The following is a 15,648-nucleotide window of genomic DNA, read 5'->3' on the forward strand; positions in this document are numbered from 1 at the left end:
AAGTATCGCTAAAATGCTTATGTAATATAGGTTTCAGCCTTAGCGTACAATTTTCCCGTTTTGGCACGGTGATGCCATGAACGAGGGGGTTTTGGAGTGTATGCCGGGCGATGATCCTGTCTTTTTATGAGTGGCTTTGTTCCGGCATAGCTCCAAAACCTCCAATGTATTTTTTGCTGAGGTGCGATCCTCCTTGCCTCATGAGTGATCGCATTTAGGAAAGCATTAAGCCAATGCTGTTTAACAGATCAACCAATTTCTGCTCAATCCCTATTTGCCTTGGTTGGAAGAGATATTAGCAGTACCTACATTACTGAGAATAATGTTGTTGTTACCTCTATTGTTCACGCTGCTATTTCCCTTGACAATGATACTGTCAATTTTATCCTGTGCTTCTGATTTAACTTGCTGCCATCCTTTGGGTGGTAAGCCTTTGCCTCCACGTAATAGTGCGACAGGAAAATCTTCGGCAGCCAAATCAAAAAACGGCGTTTGTTTGGCTTTAGCGCTGGCAGGAACGGTCTCACTCAGATAACTCATTAAATGGGAAATTCGTACTACTTTGTCACCTGGTTGGTTGGCTGCACCTTGCAATGCTTCCAGGAGATGGTATGTATAAACGCTCATTTTCTTATCTGGACGTACCCAAGATTTTTGCTGTCCTGTAGAAGAGGTGAAAACAACTCGTCCCGTACCTTGTTTTAATTCATCGATGAGGTTTTTGGGTAAAGCTGTTTCTACAAAATTATCTGGTAATTCGCTGTCCTCTGGTTCATCTTTAGATGATGCCATTTCCTGTGCGTGACAGCTATCAATAATTACTAATAATTTTTTTGCGGGTATTTGCTGCAAAGCAGCGTTAAATGTTTCCGCAGGTAGAGCAGTTTTAGTTAATTTATGAGGTTTAGTATCGTGGGGAATCAGATAATATTTTCCACTAGAGTTATCTAGCCAGCCATGACCTGAATAATAAATAAAGATAGTTGCTTCTGGGTCATTTTCTGCTTGCTGTTTCAGCCAGTTTAAGCCATCTAATATATGTTGTCTGGTTGCTTTGTTGTCGTGGAGTAACCTCATGTGTTGGTTATTATCGATATAGCAGCATAAATTTGGGTCGATGAGGAGAGTTTTTAAGGCTTGAATGTCTTTGACTGTAACTGGTAATGACCATTCTGGGTAAGCGCATTCACCTACACCAATAAGTAAGGCGTAGTTGTGGGAAATGGTGTTGGACATGGTGCGGATGGGTGTGGGTTTGTAGTATTTAAGGCTTTGTTGAACCGCTTCAAGTGCTTTGATTGTCTGAGTAAAAGTTTTTGCTTCATTCGCTAGTATGAAATCTCTATTTTTGAGTTTTTCACTTAATGCATTAAAAACCGTTTTAGAGGAAATTTTCTCTAGAGATTTTGCTGCACTATCACGAACATAGGAATCATTATCTTGCAGTATATTTATCAGTTGAGGTATAGCTTTTTCATCACCTAATTCACCTATTGCTTTCACTGCGCTAACTCGCACATAATATTCAGAATCTTTTAGAGCTTCGATTAATGCTAAGATGACAGTCTCATTATCACAACGGATTTGACCAAGAGCTATTGCTGCACTGCTACGTACATCACTATCGGAATGCTTGAGGGATTTAAGTAACAAAGGAAGATGCTTGCAAGAACCAATTTTACCAATAGCTTCTATACAACTACTTAAAATTTCATTCTCTGGTAGAACAGGTTTAATGCTTAGGACTGTAAACTGAGGACAAGGCTTAATATTACACATAAATTTTTGATAAGTACAAATATAGAAATCTATATAAAGAATACATCTAATATTGCTTAATTATATTTGGTTGCTAAAATTTTATACGGAATATTAATTACAAATCTATAGCGTTTATTAATTCAGAAAGAACATTGTTAGAATTTGTTTTAGAATGAATTTTAATTATAGCTTTTGCAGCCGCACTACGAACTTTATTATCATAGGATGTTAGAGCTTGATTTAATGCTAAAATAGCAGTATCAGAACCTATTATACCTAGAGAATTTGCAGCATACTCACGAACATAGTCATCTGTAATTAGTGACTCAATTAACGAATCAATTGCATCATCAGAGCCAATTTTACCCAAGGCTTGTGCTGCATTTTTACGAACATAGTCATCTGCTCCTGAGTTTTTTTTAAGTATCCTAATTAAATAGGGAATTGCTCTTGTAGAACCAATCTCTCCTAATGATTTTATGATAATCTCACGAACAACATTAGATTTTTCTGTTTTTAGATATTTAATAAGTCTAGCAATAATTTTTTTGGAGCCAATATTAACTAAGACCATTGCTGCACTTTGCTTAATATTATAACTTGGATTATTTAAAAGCTGGAATAACTCATTAATGGCAGTATCAGAACCTACTTTACCTAGAGCATATATTGCTCTATATGAAATATCGTAGTTTGATGATTCTGTGTATTCCTTAATTATAGGAATAGCAATATTAAGACCTAGTTTTCCTAAAGCACATGCAGCATTAATACGCACATCAGTATCAGAATCTTTTAAAGCTTGGGTTAGTGCAGAAATAGCATCTCTAGAACCGATGTAATCGATGATTTGTACAGCAATTCTACGAATAAGAATATTGTCTGAGTCTATCAAATATTTAATAACTGCTTTAACAACACCTGTAGTTCCAATATTGACTAGGGCATATGCAGCACTTGTACGAATATAATCATGCCTAGAACATCGTATAATTCTGATAAGTGGAGGAATAGCAGTATCAGAGCCTATTTTTCCTAATGACTCTGCTGCTATATTCCGCACTTCATCATATTCATCATACAGAGCTTTTACTAGTATTGGAATAACGAGATCAGAAGCGACTTTACTGAGAGATTCTACAGTAATTTTCCGCACTTCATTATCTTGGTCTTTAAGAGATTTTTCTAGAACTGATATAGTTTGAGGCGAAGCTATTTCACCAAAGTATTTTGCAGCATTCCGACGTATAGCATTATCTGAATCACTCAAAGCCTCACTTAAATGGGAAATCGCACTGTTTGATTTGGTCAGACCAAACAGTCTAAGTTTAAATAATTGAGGGATTTGTAACTGATTAATTAAATCAACTGTTCTTTGTTGCCATTCTAATTTTACCGACCCGGCTAACCTTGCCCCTAACTGGCAATCAACCTGTAACGCCAACTTCACCACTCGCAGCGCCAAAGCTTCATTATTCATCAATTCCAGCATCAAGGCTACGGGTTCCGTCCATTTTACATAATTCAAATAATCCCATTGCAACTCATCATCACTCAGCTTTTCTACTTCCTGCAATAACCTTCCTGCGGCGTAATATTCTTGAATTAATTGATGACGAAACTCGATTTTATCTTGGCTAGCACGTTGAATTAAATGGTGCTTGAGTAAATCTTCGAGCCACATCTTTGCTTTAGTAGGAGGATGATTAACCTTATCTTGGAGAAATTCTTCCAGTACTTTTTCTGCTGCTTGTCTGTCGATAGCCAATCGTGACTCTGTAGGTTTTTCTCCTTCCATCATGGCAAAAGCCAAATGCTGTAATAATTCCGATATTAAAAGCCGGAATTTACGTGAAACTTTAACTTTGCCCCATAATTTTTTGTTATAACTTTCAGTAAAGCAGAAAAAAACTAAACCCAAATTCGCAGGTATGTCACCTATTTCACTAAATAAGTTACACAGCATCAACAGTAATAATGGTGTGTTACCAAAATCCTGCAACCTTTCACTTAACCTTCGCAGCATTTCCTCACCTTGTTCTGGTAAATAACCACGAACAAACTGCTGCATTTGTTCAGATGTCAATGCTTGCATTTCTAACTTTTTTTCAATGTCTAAATCACCACCTAAACTTAAATACCGTGTTGTAAAAATCATTGGTGTAAAGCGATATGTCTGCCGAAATTTATTTAAGTTTCGTCTGGCATCATCATTGGGTAATTCATTTAACCCATCAATAAGGAGTAAAAACTTTCCTGCAATTAGTAAATTTTCAATCTCCTTAATTTCTAAAGGTAAGCAATGCTCGATTAGGAAGTCTCGAATCAAATCAAGTACTGAGGTACTGTAGTATCGCAACTCCACTAAGATAGGAATCTTCGCTGATTCTTGTTCCTCTTCTGTACACTTTTGCGCCTCTTCCCACAACAATCTTTCTAAAGCAGTTGATTTACCAGAGCCTGGTTGCCCCACCAGCAGAACATGGTTGGTAGCATACTTACGTAATCCATCCAAAACACTCAACCGTTCAATTTTTTCTCTTTTTGGTTCCGCTGTTTGTCTTGACTGTTGTGGTGGCTGTAGTGTCTGTACTAGCAACTCGAAACTAAAGTGCTGGGGGCGGAATATCCTATCTTCAGTATGCTGACGGTTTAAAGCATCGGTTGATGTATATAAGTTTTGCCAATTCCTATATCTGTTATCATTACAGAGAGATTGTAAGTATCCTCGAAAATCAGGATTGTATTCTCCAAGCATGTCAGCCATTGATCAATAGAAAGCTTAACGCTGTTTTAAATATGGTATTGCTACAGAAGTAGTGATTTTTTTCTCGTCAGCATTTACAAACTAAGGCTTTCAGCCTCAAATTCCCCTAAATATTCACAATTACCTTAGATACTAATCAATACAATCAAATATATTTGTAGTCAGTTAAACTTATTTCAAGTAAGTCTCCAACAAGTTTATGAGACAGGCTAATTAGAGTTAAATTTGTATCAACTAAAATTTAAGCGTTGAGACAGCCGATTCCAAATCCTCATCCAGCACCTCTAAATATTTTTGCAGTGCAGACAAAGTTCTGTGACCTGAAATCTTCTGGATCACCTTCAGAGTTACTCCCGACCTGTGCATCTGCGTCAAGCAAGTGGGCATCACTGTGCCAAGTGCGGCGGAAGCTGTGAGTACTGGCCCCTTCAATATACAGTTCCATGAACGCCGCCGGATCGCGTCTAGCCAGAGAAAATTTTCGCGCGCGAAAATGCAGAACCCGCACCCAGTCTACAAGCTGATATCAAAAATGATATCAACTATCTTCTTGTATCTGAATGTGAAGCGTGTCAAGAGTGATTGTCATGCCCGTTATTGACATGGACTGTGGGATAGTAATTTAGTTGCGATAATGGTGCTTTGGGCAACTGTACCTAGCTGAAGGAGACTATGGATACAACTATCACCACTGGAGGGGAAATACTGGCGGCTGATAATACGCTAGTACCGCTGGACTCGGCGACGTTATCCACAGCACCGGACGTGATGGCGCGGTTGTTGTTGGGGAAGCGCTCTCCTAATACTCAGAGAGCCTATGCCAGAGATTTGCAAGATTTTTTTGATTATGTTGCCAAGAAGCCACCCACTCCTTCTTTAGTAACACAGTTTCTCAAATTGGAGCAAGGTCAGGCGATTAATGTTGTCAGTCAGTATAAAGAAAGCCTGATGAATAAAGGACTTTCGGAGGCGACTGTTAATCGGAGGTTGTCTGCAATCAAGTCTTTGGTGCAGGTAGGGCGGGTGTTAGGGGTGTGTAATTTTGTGCTGGATGATATCGGTGGTGAAAAAGTCAAGGCTTATCGAGATACCAGTGGTGTAGCACCGGAGGCGATCGGCAGCATGATGAAGCTGATTGACACTAGCACCGTCATCGGCAAGCGCGACTATGCGATCATGCGACTACTGTGGGACAATGCGCTGCGGCGGAATGAAATATGTCAACTGAATATCGGCGATTTTAACGCCAGTGGTGGCACTATCTCTATCTTGGGCAAGGGTCGGGGGACGCAAAAGGAAACTATCAAACTCAGCCGCAAAACCATAGAGGCGATCGCTGACTGGTTGATTGCCAGCAGACGCACTAAAGCTAAATCAAATGAGCCTCTGTTTGTGGCGCTGGTTGAACATTTTAAGGGAAAGCGTCTGACTGGGGAATTTATTCGCAAGTTGGTGGATACTTTGGCACAACAGGCTGGTATTCCTAAGAAGATGTCGCCGCACCGCATTCGGCACAGTGCTATCACCAAAGCCACTGAGGTGTTTGATGGTGATTACCAAAAGGTGCAAAAGTTTAGCAGGCACGCCAATATTAATACTGTTCTGAAGTACGACGATAACCGCAAAACACAGGAGTTTCAAGCTACCATCACTGATACGCTTGCTGACCTATTTTGAGTCAGTCCGAAAAGAGTTATGTGCTTGCAACCCTTGATGGGATAGATCCAAGAGTAAAGACGCTAAAATTTACAGCAGTTGATAAGGGTTAGCTTGATGAGTCCGTCACTTGAAAAAATTTTAAGCGAGATTGAGCAATTAACTCCAGAGGAGCAATTGACGGTGATGGGGCATTTGGTGGAGCGTGTAAAGAAACACATCACTCAAGCGCAACCAAAACGCAAGTGGAGCGATTTAAAGGGTATAGCACCCTATCCGCTATTGGGTGAAGATGCGGCTGAATGGGTTTCGCGGACTCGACGGGAAGGAGATGAGCATCGAGAAAGGTTGTTGCAAGGAGAGAAATGAGGATTAGTGATGCTGTCTTCTGGAGTTGATCAGCTTATTTCTCGATACAGCACCCGTAATTTATTTTGTAGAACGCAATCCGCGAGAGCCACACGAAAAGCTATAATTCTATTCTTGAATTTTATGGTGCTACCGTAGCGACCAAGCTTCAACGCAATTCTGATTCGCCTTAATTGGAGCGTGATACGATTTTGGCTATGACTCACACATGCATTGCAGTTGCAGCTCGTAAAGGAGGCGTAGGCAAAACCACAATTGCCTGTGGTCTTGCTTCTGTTCTAGCCAGTCAAGGACGAAAAGTTTTAGTTATCGACCTTGACCCACAGTCAAATGCAGCCTACGTGTTAGGCACAAATCCCACAGCAGCCGGAACTGCTGAACTTCTTGTTGGTGGTTCACCTGACCCTCTAGAGGCTGCTCCTAGACTTCACGTCTTACCAGGTGGGCCGGATTTGGCAGGACATAATATTCAGTTGCTAGATCCTGAAGATTTGGCAGATATCGTAGCATCAATGGCTTACGATGTTTTTATCTTCGACTGCCCACCAGGTGTTGAATCTCTAGAGCGACTAGCGTTAGTTGCTGCTGATGTTGCATTAGTCTGCACTGATGCTCACCCTCTGGCAGTAATGGGAGCCGGACGAGTCCTCAACGAGTTGAAGCTGCGACAGCAAAAAGGACGCAGAGGGGCAAAACGCTGGGCTGTGGCACTGAGCCGGATTGACCTGCGTCGGTCAATGGATCAGGCACTTGACCAACAACTCTCTAATGCTTACCCATCTATTAAGCGTTTAATTGTGCATCAAGACTCATCTTTAGCGTGGGCTGCTGCTGAACGAGTTCCCCTTATGCAGTACGATGCAAACTGCAAAGGGGCAAAAGATTTACAAGCGATCGCGGAGTGGGTGTTAAATGGCTAAACGACGTACAAACAGCGACGCTTTATTTGCAGAAGCCACCGCGACAGCTGACGCGATTCATGAGCTTGATCAGGCAGCAGCAGCTAAAGTCGAACAGGAGCGTGCCCAAAGAACCAAAATCCCTCTGGCTCAAATTCATCCCAGAGAGGCAGATACCAGGCCAATTCGACCTGAGCATGTTGCTGATTTGGCAGATTCTATTACAGCATTGGGGCTGATTGAACCCCTTGTGGTTGATTGTAAGGGAGTATTGCTGGCCGGAGCGCATCGACTAGCAGCAATTCAGTTACTTAAGGAAGCTAAGGAAGAAGCCTATGCCCAACAGTTTCCTGATGATCTGGTTCAGGTTAATATGATGAAGTTTGATGCTGAGGAGGAACCTGAATGGGCATTACAGGTGGAACTAGCAGAAAACGAGAAACGGGTTAACTATACCCGTGACCAGATTGAACGACTTGCTGAACGCTTACGAACCTTGAATTACAGAGAGATTCGCGGTCGTCCGCGAGAAGGAGAGAAAGCATTAGGCCCGGCTTTAGCAGTGGCAATCGGTGTTTCTACTCGCTATGTACGCAAGATACTGAGTCAGCAGCGACAAGAAGAAGCTGGCGAAGAAAATAGGAACTCAGATCCTATTTTTCAGAAGCTCAAGCTACTTAAGAAAATTGAGTCTGCGACGCAAGAGTTAGTAGTGCTACTAGAGTCAGATCAACCTACGCGTGCAGAGCAGTCTTTATCTAAAGCTATTCCCACTTTTCTAAAAAGTGTAAAGAATAGTATCAATGAGGCAAAAGTTGCAGCTAAGAGTCAGAGATGAGCCGCTGAGTTCACCGTCTGGTTACAAGTTCTTAACTATAGGTGTTCTGGTAGTAGTAAAGTTCAACTCGATTACTACTAGCACCCCAGTAATTAATGCCAGTATCAATTGCCAGGAAGTTTTATTAGACGGGATTTCAAATATATATAAATGTTATATAGAAAGATTCCGTATAATCACCCGATTTGGGGTAGTTATATAAAAAAGTGCGATCGCGTTCAGCGCTGACAAGTGTTCGCAAATATTTTGTCATGAGTACCAAATTTATCATTACGTCAGAAGTGTTCATTGCCTATTCGCAATGCCCTCGCAAGGCATTTTTAATGCTGTTTTCTGATGATAAGGGAACTCCTTCTGACTACTCCCGCATTATCGAAGAACGTAAAAGAACTCATCAAGCTGAGTATCTTGAGGTTTTTAAGCAAGAACATATTGATGTCAAAAAATATGATGAAAATAACTTCAAGGGAAATAATTTTTTCGTTGAAGCAAGGCTTCAATCGGATTATTGGGAAGCCTACTGCGATATTTTAACAAAAGTTGATACTTTCTCATCACGTCGTAAGTCAATCTACGAACCGACAATTATTATTGGAACTTACAGCATCACCACTGAACAGAAAACAGAACTTTTATTTATTGGTAAAGTTCTGGGGCAAATTCAAAAACAGTTACCTGCTGTAGGAAGAATTGTTGGGATGGATGGGAAGGCTCATCGAGTTAAACTGGAAAGTGGTTATAAATCAATAGCTCCATTTTTTAAAACGTTACAAGCATGGGTAGAAGAAAAGCCTATTGAGCCTCCAGCTTTGATTTTGAATAAGCATTGCCCATCCTGCCAATTTAGGGATTTATGTCGAGAACAAGCTGTTAAGGAAAATAATCTTAGCTTGCTAGATAGAATGACACCTAAAGCAATTCAACGTTATAACAAAAAGGGAATATTTACCATCCATCAACTTTCTTATTTATTTAGGCTCAGACGAAATAAGAAAAAGCAGAAAAGTAAATTGCCTGTAAAACATAGCTTGGAACTACAAGCTTTAGCAATTAGAGAGCAGAAAATATATATCCAGGATTTACCAGAATTATCTAGAAAACCAGTTGAGCTTTTTTTAGATATTGAGGGTATTCCCGACCAGAATTTCCATTATCTAATGGGTCTTTTAATTTCTGCGGGACAGAATACTTCTTATCATTCATTTTGGGCAGATACAACTGATAATGAAGAAAGTGTTTGGAAGCAGTTAGTTAAAAAGATTAACGAATATCCGGAAGCCGTAATTTATCATTATGGAAGTTATGAAGTCAAAGCCATTAATGAATTAGAAAAAAGGTACTCAATTGATTGTGAGTTAATAAAACAGCGTTTGATAAATCTTAACTCATATATTTATGGCAAGGTATACTTTCCAACTTATTCTAATAGTCTAAAAGCAATTGGCGATTTTATAGGAATTTATTGGGCAGTTCCAAATTCATCTGGATTACAAAGTATTGCTTGGCGATATCAATGGGAAGATAGCCGAGAAGTTGAACATCAGCAAAAGTTGATTCAATACAATCATGATGATTGTCGCGCTCTAAAAGTATTAGCAGATGAATTTTGTAAAATCCTAATAAATTCTGAATTACAATCTAATATTGATTTTGCCAATCAACCAAAAAAAGAATCTACAGAAACTGGCAAGAAAATTCACAACCAATTTGATACAATTCTTAAATTTGCTCATGCTGACTATGATAAGAAAAAGATAAGTATTTACAAAGAGAATGATAATGCTAATAGCCAAAGCAGAAAAAGAGGTGGACAAAAAGGACATAAAGGTAATACTAAAATAATCCCTTTAAAAGTAAACAGAGTAATTCACATACCGGGTTTAGAAATATGTTCACGATGTCATAGTGACCTTCTCAAGGAAAAATATAAGATAGTTGAAAAAATAATTATTGAACTTGTATTTCTAAGAAACGGGTGCAAAAAAAATGTTATTAAGTATTTGGGCTACAAAAACTACTGTCCAATATGCAAAAAATATTCTGCTCCGCCTAGTTTTTTTGAAGTTGCTACTCCTTGCTCATTTGGACATGGATTTAAGGCTTGGGTTGTTTATCAAAGACTTGCTCTTCGGCTACCCTATCAAATTATCATGCAAGAGACTAAGGAATTATTCGATGAAAGCATAAGTCTAGGAGCAATTGTTAATTTCCTAACATACTTTTCTGAATACTACGCTGAAACTGAACTTATTCTTATTAAAAATATTTTACAAAGCCCTTTTATCCATGTTGATGAAACTCAGATAAACATCCAAGGATTAAATCAATATGTTTGGGTGTTTACAGACGGTAAACATGTAATATTCAGACTAACAAAGACAAGGGAGGCTGAAATTGTTCATGAAATTTTGTCTGAATACAAGGGTGTATTAGTTTCAGATTTTTATGGTGGTTATGACTCTGTAAACTGTAAACAGCAGAAATGCTGGAGTCATTTAATTCGAGATATAAATGATGATTTATGGGAAGCACCATTTGATACCGAGTTTGAGTTTTTTGTTTCTGAACTAAGAAACTTAATTATACCGATACTTGAAACAGTGGAAAAATATGGCTTAAAAAAAAGACATTTTAACAAGTTTAATAAACTCGTAGAAAAATTCTATTTTCAAAATATTATTGGTAAAGTTTACCACTCTGAATTAGCTGTTAAATATCAAAAACGTTTTGAACGTTATAGGCAAAGTCTATTCACTTTTCTTGAGCAAGATGGTATCCCGTGGAATAACAACGCAGCAGAACGTGCAATTAGACATCTTGCTATACAACGAAAAATATCAGGTTCTTTTTATGAATCTGGTGCTACAGCATATCTCATTTTACTTGGAATTATGCAAACTTGTAGATTTCAAGATAAATCATTATTAAAATTCTTCATGTCAGGAGAGAAGGATATTGATAAATTTAAGTCCCCGAAGTAAAGGAAAAGCGCAAAGTTGATGATTTACCTGTATCAGTTATTGAAGAACTTTGCCTTCATCGAATATTGGCTAATCGATTAAAAGCCTTAAAGGACTGGAATTATGCTTTCAAGCCGCAACAACCATCGGTTAAAATGCTGACACTCCTGACGTATCGTATCCAGCCCAATATCGATCGCAAGCAGGGAACCATGTAGTGGTTTATCGTATCCATTGCAACAATTGCGAATGCGTTTCGATGGTGCGGTTAGGGGATTATCGTTAATATGTTCAGGTGAAGGAAAAGCATTGCGATCACCTTGCAAAATACTCACGACACTTTCATCGAACCATGCAGCAAACGCTTGTGGATTGCTGTACAATAACCCCTCAAACTCGTGAACCAGCAAATTCGGGATAAAATTATCGTGACCGATATCCTTACCCATTTCTTGTTCCAGATGTTCAGCCTTCTGGAATGGGTCGCTGGTTTTGAGACCTGAACCGCTTCCTGGAAAATCATTGGGCAAAGCGTACATATCAAACATTGTGGTGACAAATGCCGTTTTATCTTCAAGGCACTTGCGATGTAATTGCGGTTTGATTTTCGCATAACTCACCACACCACCCTTCCCCGTTGTGCTGGTTTTTACCAGAATCGGGTTGAGGTAGATGTTTTTCTCCTGGAAATACCCATACAGCAATTCCCTGACGAATGTTTCCTCGGTTTGCCCCTCTACGAAAATATTGACTCGAATCATCGTGAAGGTCTCCCGCCCAAGACGTTCTTCTTCCACAACTCACCCAAGCTATAGTCCTCAAGCCATGCCTCCAAATCCTGCCCATTCAATCTGCGAAGCGACGATCGCCCCTCCAAGCGGTCAACAACAATAACATCCGCAGCATCAAATTCGTTAAGCAATTCCACGGACTGGGTTGAAACAATTACCTGTTTTGCAGTAGTACGTATCAATGATGCCAGGACAGTAATGGCATAGGGATGGAGACCCAATTCCGGCTCATCAACCAAAATTGTCTCCGGCTGAAGCTCTTCGGGTTGCAAAAAAACCGTTGCTAGACACATAAAACGCAGCGTGCCATCCGAAAGCACATGCGCCTTAAAGGGAACATCCTGCCCCTGCTCGAACCATTCCAGTTCGATAAATTCCTTGTTTTGCGGGGAAGGACGCAGGTAAAAATCCCCAAAGAACGGGGCAACAAGCCGGATGGTTTTGACTATTTTCTGATAGGATGCTGGGTAACTGTCACGCAACAGATATAAGAAAGCCCCAAGATTCCGTGCATCGGGACGCAGGTAAGCATTGTCATTGATACCGTGTTGCTGCTTGACATACGCGCTATCGCTCGTGTCATGAAAATGATAAACCCGCCATTGTTTCATGACAGGCACCACGTCACTATCAATTTTTGTCGCAGTAGCGCTTAGAGCCAGCGTTTCAAAATGCCCCTTCCCTATTTCACGCTCACCACTCATGTTCCACCAGAAGGATTCCCTGGCGAACATCAGGCGATTGTCCTGGGTTGGTTCTAAGGTGGCGAAGTACCCATTATTGCCGAAGTATAACTGAAACTCCAATTGTTCCGTGGTTTTCCGCCCAAAGTGCAACAGGGCATCGGGACTACCCTGACGGCTGACAAACACTTGCAGGTTCAGATCGAGCAACTGCTGCACCAGGCGAAAAAAGCCAATAAAATTGGATTTTCCCGCCCCATTAGCGCCAATCAAAACATTCAGTTTGGAGAGTTCAAGGTCACACTTGGCGATAGACTTGAAACCTTTCAAAACTATTCTTGACAGTTGTTTATCACCAATATTACCCGTCATGGAACAGTCCCCCAATATCCAGGCTTGTTATCTGCTGGCTTCATATACCCCTACCCCTATTCCCAGAGTTTATTTAGCAAAGCATCTGGCTCAGATAATCACCAAAACGCTTGATATGACTGGTAAAAGAAGGACTTAAAGCCGTTAAATCCTCTCGTTTCCAGAAAAAACCTTCTTTTCTTAGCTAAAGCAAAACCTCAGTTAAATCAACCACAGTCAAGAATTAAGCGTTGCTAAAAGTTCTTCTTTTCTTTTTTCTAATTCAGAGATTTTCCGGTTCAAACTTCGGATTTCTGTATTGATTTTCGATAATTCAGCTTTGTGCTTTTGATTTTTTAGATAATCTGACCCATATTTTTCAATGACAAAATCTTCTACCTCATTCCTTAAGAGTTTGAAGCAGGGATTTCCATATAAAGTGTTGTGCCGATATTGCAATTTTCCTGATTTGATAGCCTCAAGAATTTCTGCTAGATCAAGGTTAAATTCTTTTTGAGCTGTTTTATCGCTCAGAGTAGCTCCCTTTTGCCCCCAAGGGGAATTGTCTTCTTCATGATTCATATTTGACTTAGCTTAAAGAACAATGATCCTACTTTTTAACTTAGAGTAAGCGGTACTGTTACTCCAAGTGTCACTCTTAGGCAAAGTAATGAATAAAGTACCGAATGTCATTAACAATTTCAATAGATTTCGGAAATGTCTAATATATAATGACCCGTTATTTACTGCCTTAGACTTACACAATTATGAGCATCAGCTAACTTGGTATTGTTGAAAATCTATTATGGGAGCAATTTTTGCTCTAAGAAAAACGGTTTTTGGGTGCCAGATGAAATCTTAACTCCATTAACTGAGATAATATTATTCGCTAAATTGTCTGCCATCATTGGAAGCAGACGTTCTATATTCTTTTTGTACGAGTCTTGCCATAATTGGGCTAGTTTCTCTCTCGCATCTTCATTTACATAAATAATTTTCTCTTTGGTTATCAGTACCATTGCCACATATCCTGAATTTTCTGTAACTGCAAATACAAGCTCTTCCTGGTCTGCTTTTAGACCTTTGTACCAGTAGTTAATATGTTCTTTTAATTCGTATTCAAAAAGTTCATATTCCATCTTGGCATCTTGCAGCAATGCTTTCCGTAGTAAAGTTTGTATCTTTTTTTTCATAACATTATTGTTCTTATTCATTGAGTTAATTAGCTCGACATAATTAAATATAAAATATAAAGTTCTAATGCTATAGCGTTTCTTAGCCTGCTGAGGTACACCCGAATCTTATTTACCAAGGTTAGTGGCTTTAAAAACGTACCTCACTACATTAAGTGATTCCACTTTTTTAGTCAAACCTTGAATAGACGGTTGAAAGTGCTTCTACAAGAGCCAATACTTCATTGCTCTTGTAGAAGCTCGTGAGCGCTTGATACGCGTTTATGAACTTGCGGCAGCTTCACCTACAGCAGCCCCTACATCTGCTTTGACTTCCTTCGCCTTCTTTTCAAAAAGCTGAATCCCAGCGTCAATCACTTCAAAGCCGTTTTCTGTACGTTGGCCAAGCTTGCCCGAAACTGCCCCAGCCCAGTCTGCAAATTCCGAGGCGCTAGTTTCAGCCTTGCGCCAGCTTTTTGCATTAACTTGAGCAGTAAAAACTATGCCGTTCTGGTCAGTCAACTCGATTGCAACTTTCTTATTCGCTACTGGTGTGGCTGTTGGCAGTGACCCGCTAAATTTTATTGTTACCTCGCTTTTCGCTTCCATCGCTTCCCCTGACTCATCATCAATTTGATTTTCTTCGCTCTTGATATTATCAGGCTTGATGGAATGGCATCGCACTCTCAAGTACATGGTAGAGAGTTCGTCTCCAGATGATGTTATGGCTTGTAAGTAGATGACCAGCCAAACAACTGACGCAACCGTTGGGAGGGATTGAATTTGAAAACCCAACGTTCTTGCTCTACCCTGACATAGAAAGTACCGAAGTTGCGTAGAGAAACACTCTCTCCAAGTTTTAGCGATTCATATATTTCTTCTACAGTGGCATCAATAATATCTTCAACTGTGCCACTGCCTTTGCTTAAACGTTCTTGAACGCGCCGTACCAATTCCTTTTTATCGATAGACATCTTGCTCCCGCTCCCTAAAGATTTTCTATGTGCAGGTGGGTGGCGAAATCATACTAATTTTTTTGGCTTCCGAAAAAGTTCGCACCCTAAGCATTAATTAACTCGAAAGGCATTTATAAGGTAAATACAAGGATTTTATCAAAATGTCAGAAAGAAGGTAAACCAATGGCATTTCAATGGTATTCCAATGGCAAATATAAGGATTTATTTGCACCTTCAACACTGAAAATCATCCTTTTTTACCAAATGCCTCTTTTTTGTCAAAAATAAGGTTCTGCAATGGCATCTCCAAGGTATTTACAAGGTAAACATAAGGTAAATCTAAGGATTTTGACCCCAAAAACCTCATAAACAGTAAACCAAAAAGTTTTGCCAAAAGGGCGAACCACTATGGATACAGCAGATATCACCAACAAATAAGTACAGA

Annotated in this window: 14 protein-coding genes; 5 read left to right on the forward strand and 9 right to left on the reverse strand. The window is 39.7% G+C overall.

What is annotated here, in order from left to right:
- Positions 1-270 precede the first annotated feature (270 nt).
- The 3 genes from ACEYW6_RS33510 to ACEYW6_RS33520 form a co-directional block, all read right to left on the reverse strand.
- Positions 271-1,779 (reverse strand): HEAT repeat domain-containing protein, encoded by a 1,509-nt coding sequence (locus ACEYW6_RS33510; protein ID WP_412983193.1) that lies wholly within the window; start codon positions 1,777-1,779, stop codon positions 271-273.
- A 97-nt stretch (positions 1,780-1,876) separates the two neighbouring features.
- Positions 1,877-4,528 (reverse strand): HEAT repeat domain-containing protein, encoded by a 2,652-nt coding sequence (locus ACEYW6_RS33515; RefSeq protein ID WP_412983194.1) that lies wholly within the window; start codon positions 4,526-4,528, stop codon positions 1,877-1,879.
- Positions 4,529-4,799: 271 nt separating this feature from the next.
- Positions 4,800-5,036, reverse strand: coding sequence for a hypothetical protein (locus tag ACEYW6_RS33520; RefSeq protein WP_412983195.1), 237 nt, complete (start codon positions 5,034-5,036; stop codon positions 4,800-4,802).
- A gap of 164 nt (positions 5,037-5,200) precedes the next feature.
- Here ACEYW6_RS33520 and ACEYW6_RS33525 point away from each other — a divergent pair, with 164 nt between their 5' ends.
- The 5 genes from ACEYW6_RS33525 to tnpC all read left to right on the forward strand — a co-directional run bounded on the left by ACEYW6_RS33525 (position 5,201) and on the right by tnpC (position 11,271).
- Entirely contained in the window at positions 5,201-6,205 is a 1,005-nt protein-coding gene (locus ACEYW6_RS33525; RefSeq protein WP_412983196.1) for a tyrosine-type recombinase/integrase, read from the forward strand.
- A 96-nt stretch (positions 6,206-6,301) separates the two neighbouring features.
- Entirely contained in the window at positions 6,302-6,553 is a 252-nt protein-coding gene (locus ACEYW6_RS33530) for a hypothetical protein (protein WP_412983197.1), read from the forward strand.
- Positions 6,554-6,750: 197 nt separating this feature from the next.
- Complete coding sequence (locus tag ACEYW6_RS33535; protein WP_114085444.1) at positions 6,751-7,473, forward strand: ParA family protein; 723 nt, start codon at positions 6,751-6,753, stop codon at positions 7,471-7,473.
- The gene (locus ACEYW6_RS33540; RefSeq protein WP_412983198.1) at positions 7,466-8,290 is read left to right on the forward strand and encodes a ParB N-terminal domain-containing protein; all 825 of its coding nucleotides are present in this window, start codon (positions 7,466-7,468) and stop codon (positions 8,288-8,290) included. The genes ACEYW6_RS33535 and ACEYW6_RS33540 overlap by 8 nt, the downstream gene beginning before the upstream one ends.
- Before the next feature lie 251 nt (positions 8,291-8,541).
- On the forward strand, positions 8,542-11,271 hold the full coding sequence (gene tnpC / locus ACEYW6_RS33545) for an IS66 family transposase (RefSeq protein WP_412983199.1): 2,730 nt from the start codon (positions 8,542-8,544) through the stop codon (positions 11,269-11,271).
- An 86-nt stretch (positions 11,272-11,357) separates the two neighbouring features.
- Here the strand turns inward: tnpC and ACEYW6_RS33550 are convergent, their stop codons facing one another.
- The 6 genes from ACEYW6_RS33550 to ACEYW6_RS33575 form a co-directional block, all read right to left on the reverse strand.
- Positions 11,358-12,011: a DUF4276 family protein gene (locus ACEYW6_RS33550; RefSeq protein ID WP_412983200.1), complete on the reverse strand. Its 654-nt coding sequence runs from the start codon at positions 12,009-12,011 to the stop codon at positions 11,358-11,360.
- The gene (locus ACEYW6_RS33555; RefSeq protein ID WP_190943961.1) at positions 12,008-13,096 is read right to left on the reverse strand and encodes an AAA family ATPase; all 1,089 of its coding nucleotides are present in this window, start codon (positions 13,094-13,096) and stop codon (positions 12,008-12,010) included. The genes ACEYW6_RS33550 and ACEYW6_RS33555 overlap by 4 nt, the downstream gene beginning before the upstream one ends.
- A gap of 216 nt (positions 13,097-13,312) precedes the next feature.
- Positions 13,313-13,657, reverse strand: coding sequence for a hypothetical protein (locus ACEYW6_RS33560; RefSeq protein WP_190943960.1), 345 nt, complete (start codon positions 13,655-13,657; stop codon positions 13,313-13,315).
- Positions 13,658-13,878: 221 nt separating this feature from the next.
- The gene (locus ACEYW6_RS33565) at positions 13,879-14,289 is read right to left on the reverse strand and encodes a hypothetical protein (protein ID WP_190943959.1); all 411 of its coding nucleotides are present in this window, start codon (positions 14,287-14,289) and stop codon (positions 13,879-13,881) included.
- Between the two features lie 240 nt (positions 14,290-14,529).
- A complete protein-coding gene (locus tag ACEYW6_RS33570) occupies positions 14,530-14,943 on the reverse strand; it encodes a hypothetical protein (RefSeq protein ID WP_412983201.1) in 414 nt (137 codons plus the stop codon).
- A 26-nt stretch (positions 14,944-14,969) separates the two neighbouring features.
- Positions 14,970-15,221, reverse strand: a complete 252-nt coding sequence (locus ACEYW6_RS33575) for an HU family DNA-binding protein (protein WP_412983202.1) — start codon at positions 15,219-15,221, stop codon at positions 14,970-14,972.
- Positions 15,222-15,648 lie beyond the last annotated feature (427 nt).

The organism is Nostoc sp. UIC 10607, assembly GCF_047228265.1.
In the GTDB taxonomy this organism is placed as follows: Bacteria; Cyanobacteriota; Cyanobacteriia; order Cyanobacteriales; family Nostocaceae; genus Nostoc; species Nostoc foliaceum_A.

What these genes read in the sequence shown, in the direction of transcription:
- ACEYW6_RS33515 (WP_412983194.1), bottom strand. Translation starts at nt 4,528, where the DNA reads ATGGCTGACATGCTTGGAGAATACAATCCTGATTTTCGAGGATACTTA.
- ACEYW6_RS33530 (WP_412983197.1), top strand. Translation starts at nt 6,302, where the DNA reads ATGAGTCCGTCACTTGAAAAAATTTTAAGCGAGATTGAGCAATTAACT.
- ACEYW6_RS33550 (WP_412983200.1), bottom strand. Translation starts at nt 12,011, where the DNA reads ATGATTCGAGTCAATATTTTCGTAGAGGGGCAAACCGAGGAAACATTC.
- ACEYW6_RS33525 (WP_412983196.1), top strand. Translation starts at nt 5,201, where the DNA reads ATGGATACAACTATCACCACTGGAGGGGAAATACTGGCGGCTGATAAT.
- ACEYW6_RS33560 (WP_190943960.1), bottom strand. Translation starts at nt 13,657, where the DNA reads ATGAATCATGAAGAAGACAATTCCCCTTGGGGGCAAAAGGGAGCTACT.
- ACEYW6_RS33575 (WP_412983202.1), bottom strand. Translation starts at nt 15,221, where the DNA reads ATGTCTATCGATAAAAAGGAATTGGTACGGCGCGTTCAAGAACGTTTA.
- ACEYW6_RS33535 (WP_114085444.1), top strand. Translation starts at nt 6,751, where the DNA reads ATGACTCACACATGCATTGCAGTTGCAGCTCGTAAAGGAGGCGTAGGC.
- ACEYW6_RS33540 (WP_412983198.1), top strand. Translation starts at nt 7,466, where the DNA reads ATGGCTAAACGACGTACAAACAGCGACGCTTTATTTGCAGAAGCCACC.
- tnpC (WP_412983199.1), top strand. Translation starts at nt 8,542, where the DNA reads ATGAGTACCAAATTTATCATTACGTCAGAAGTGTTCATTGCCTATTCG.
- ACEYW6_RS33555 (WP_190943961.1), bottom strand. Translation starts at nt 13,096, where the DNA reads ATGACGGGTAATATTGGTGATAAACAACTGTCAAGAATAGTTTTGAAA.
- ACEYW6_RS33565 (WP_190943959.1), bottom strand. Translation starts at nt 14,289, where the DNA reads ATGAATAAGAACAATAATGTTATGAAAAAAAAGATACAAACTTTACTA.
- ACEYW6_RS33510 (WP_412983193.1), bottom strand. Translation starts at nt 1,779, where the DNA reads ATGTGTAATATTAAGCCTTGTCCTCAGTTTACAGTCCTAAGCATTAAA.
- ACEYW6_RS33570 (WP_412983201.1), bottom strand. Translation starts at nt 14,943, where the DNA reads ATGTACTTGAGAGTGCGATGCCATTCCATCAAGCCTGATAATATCAAG.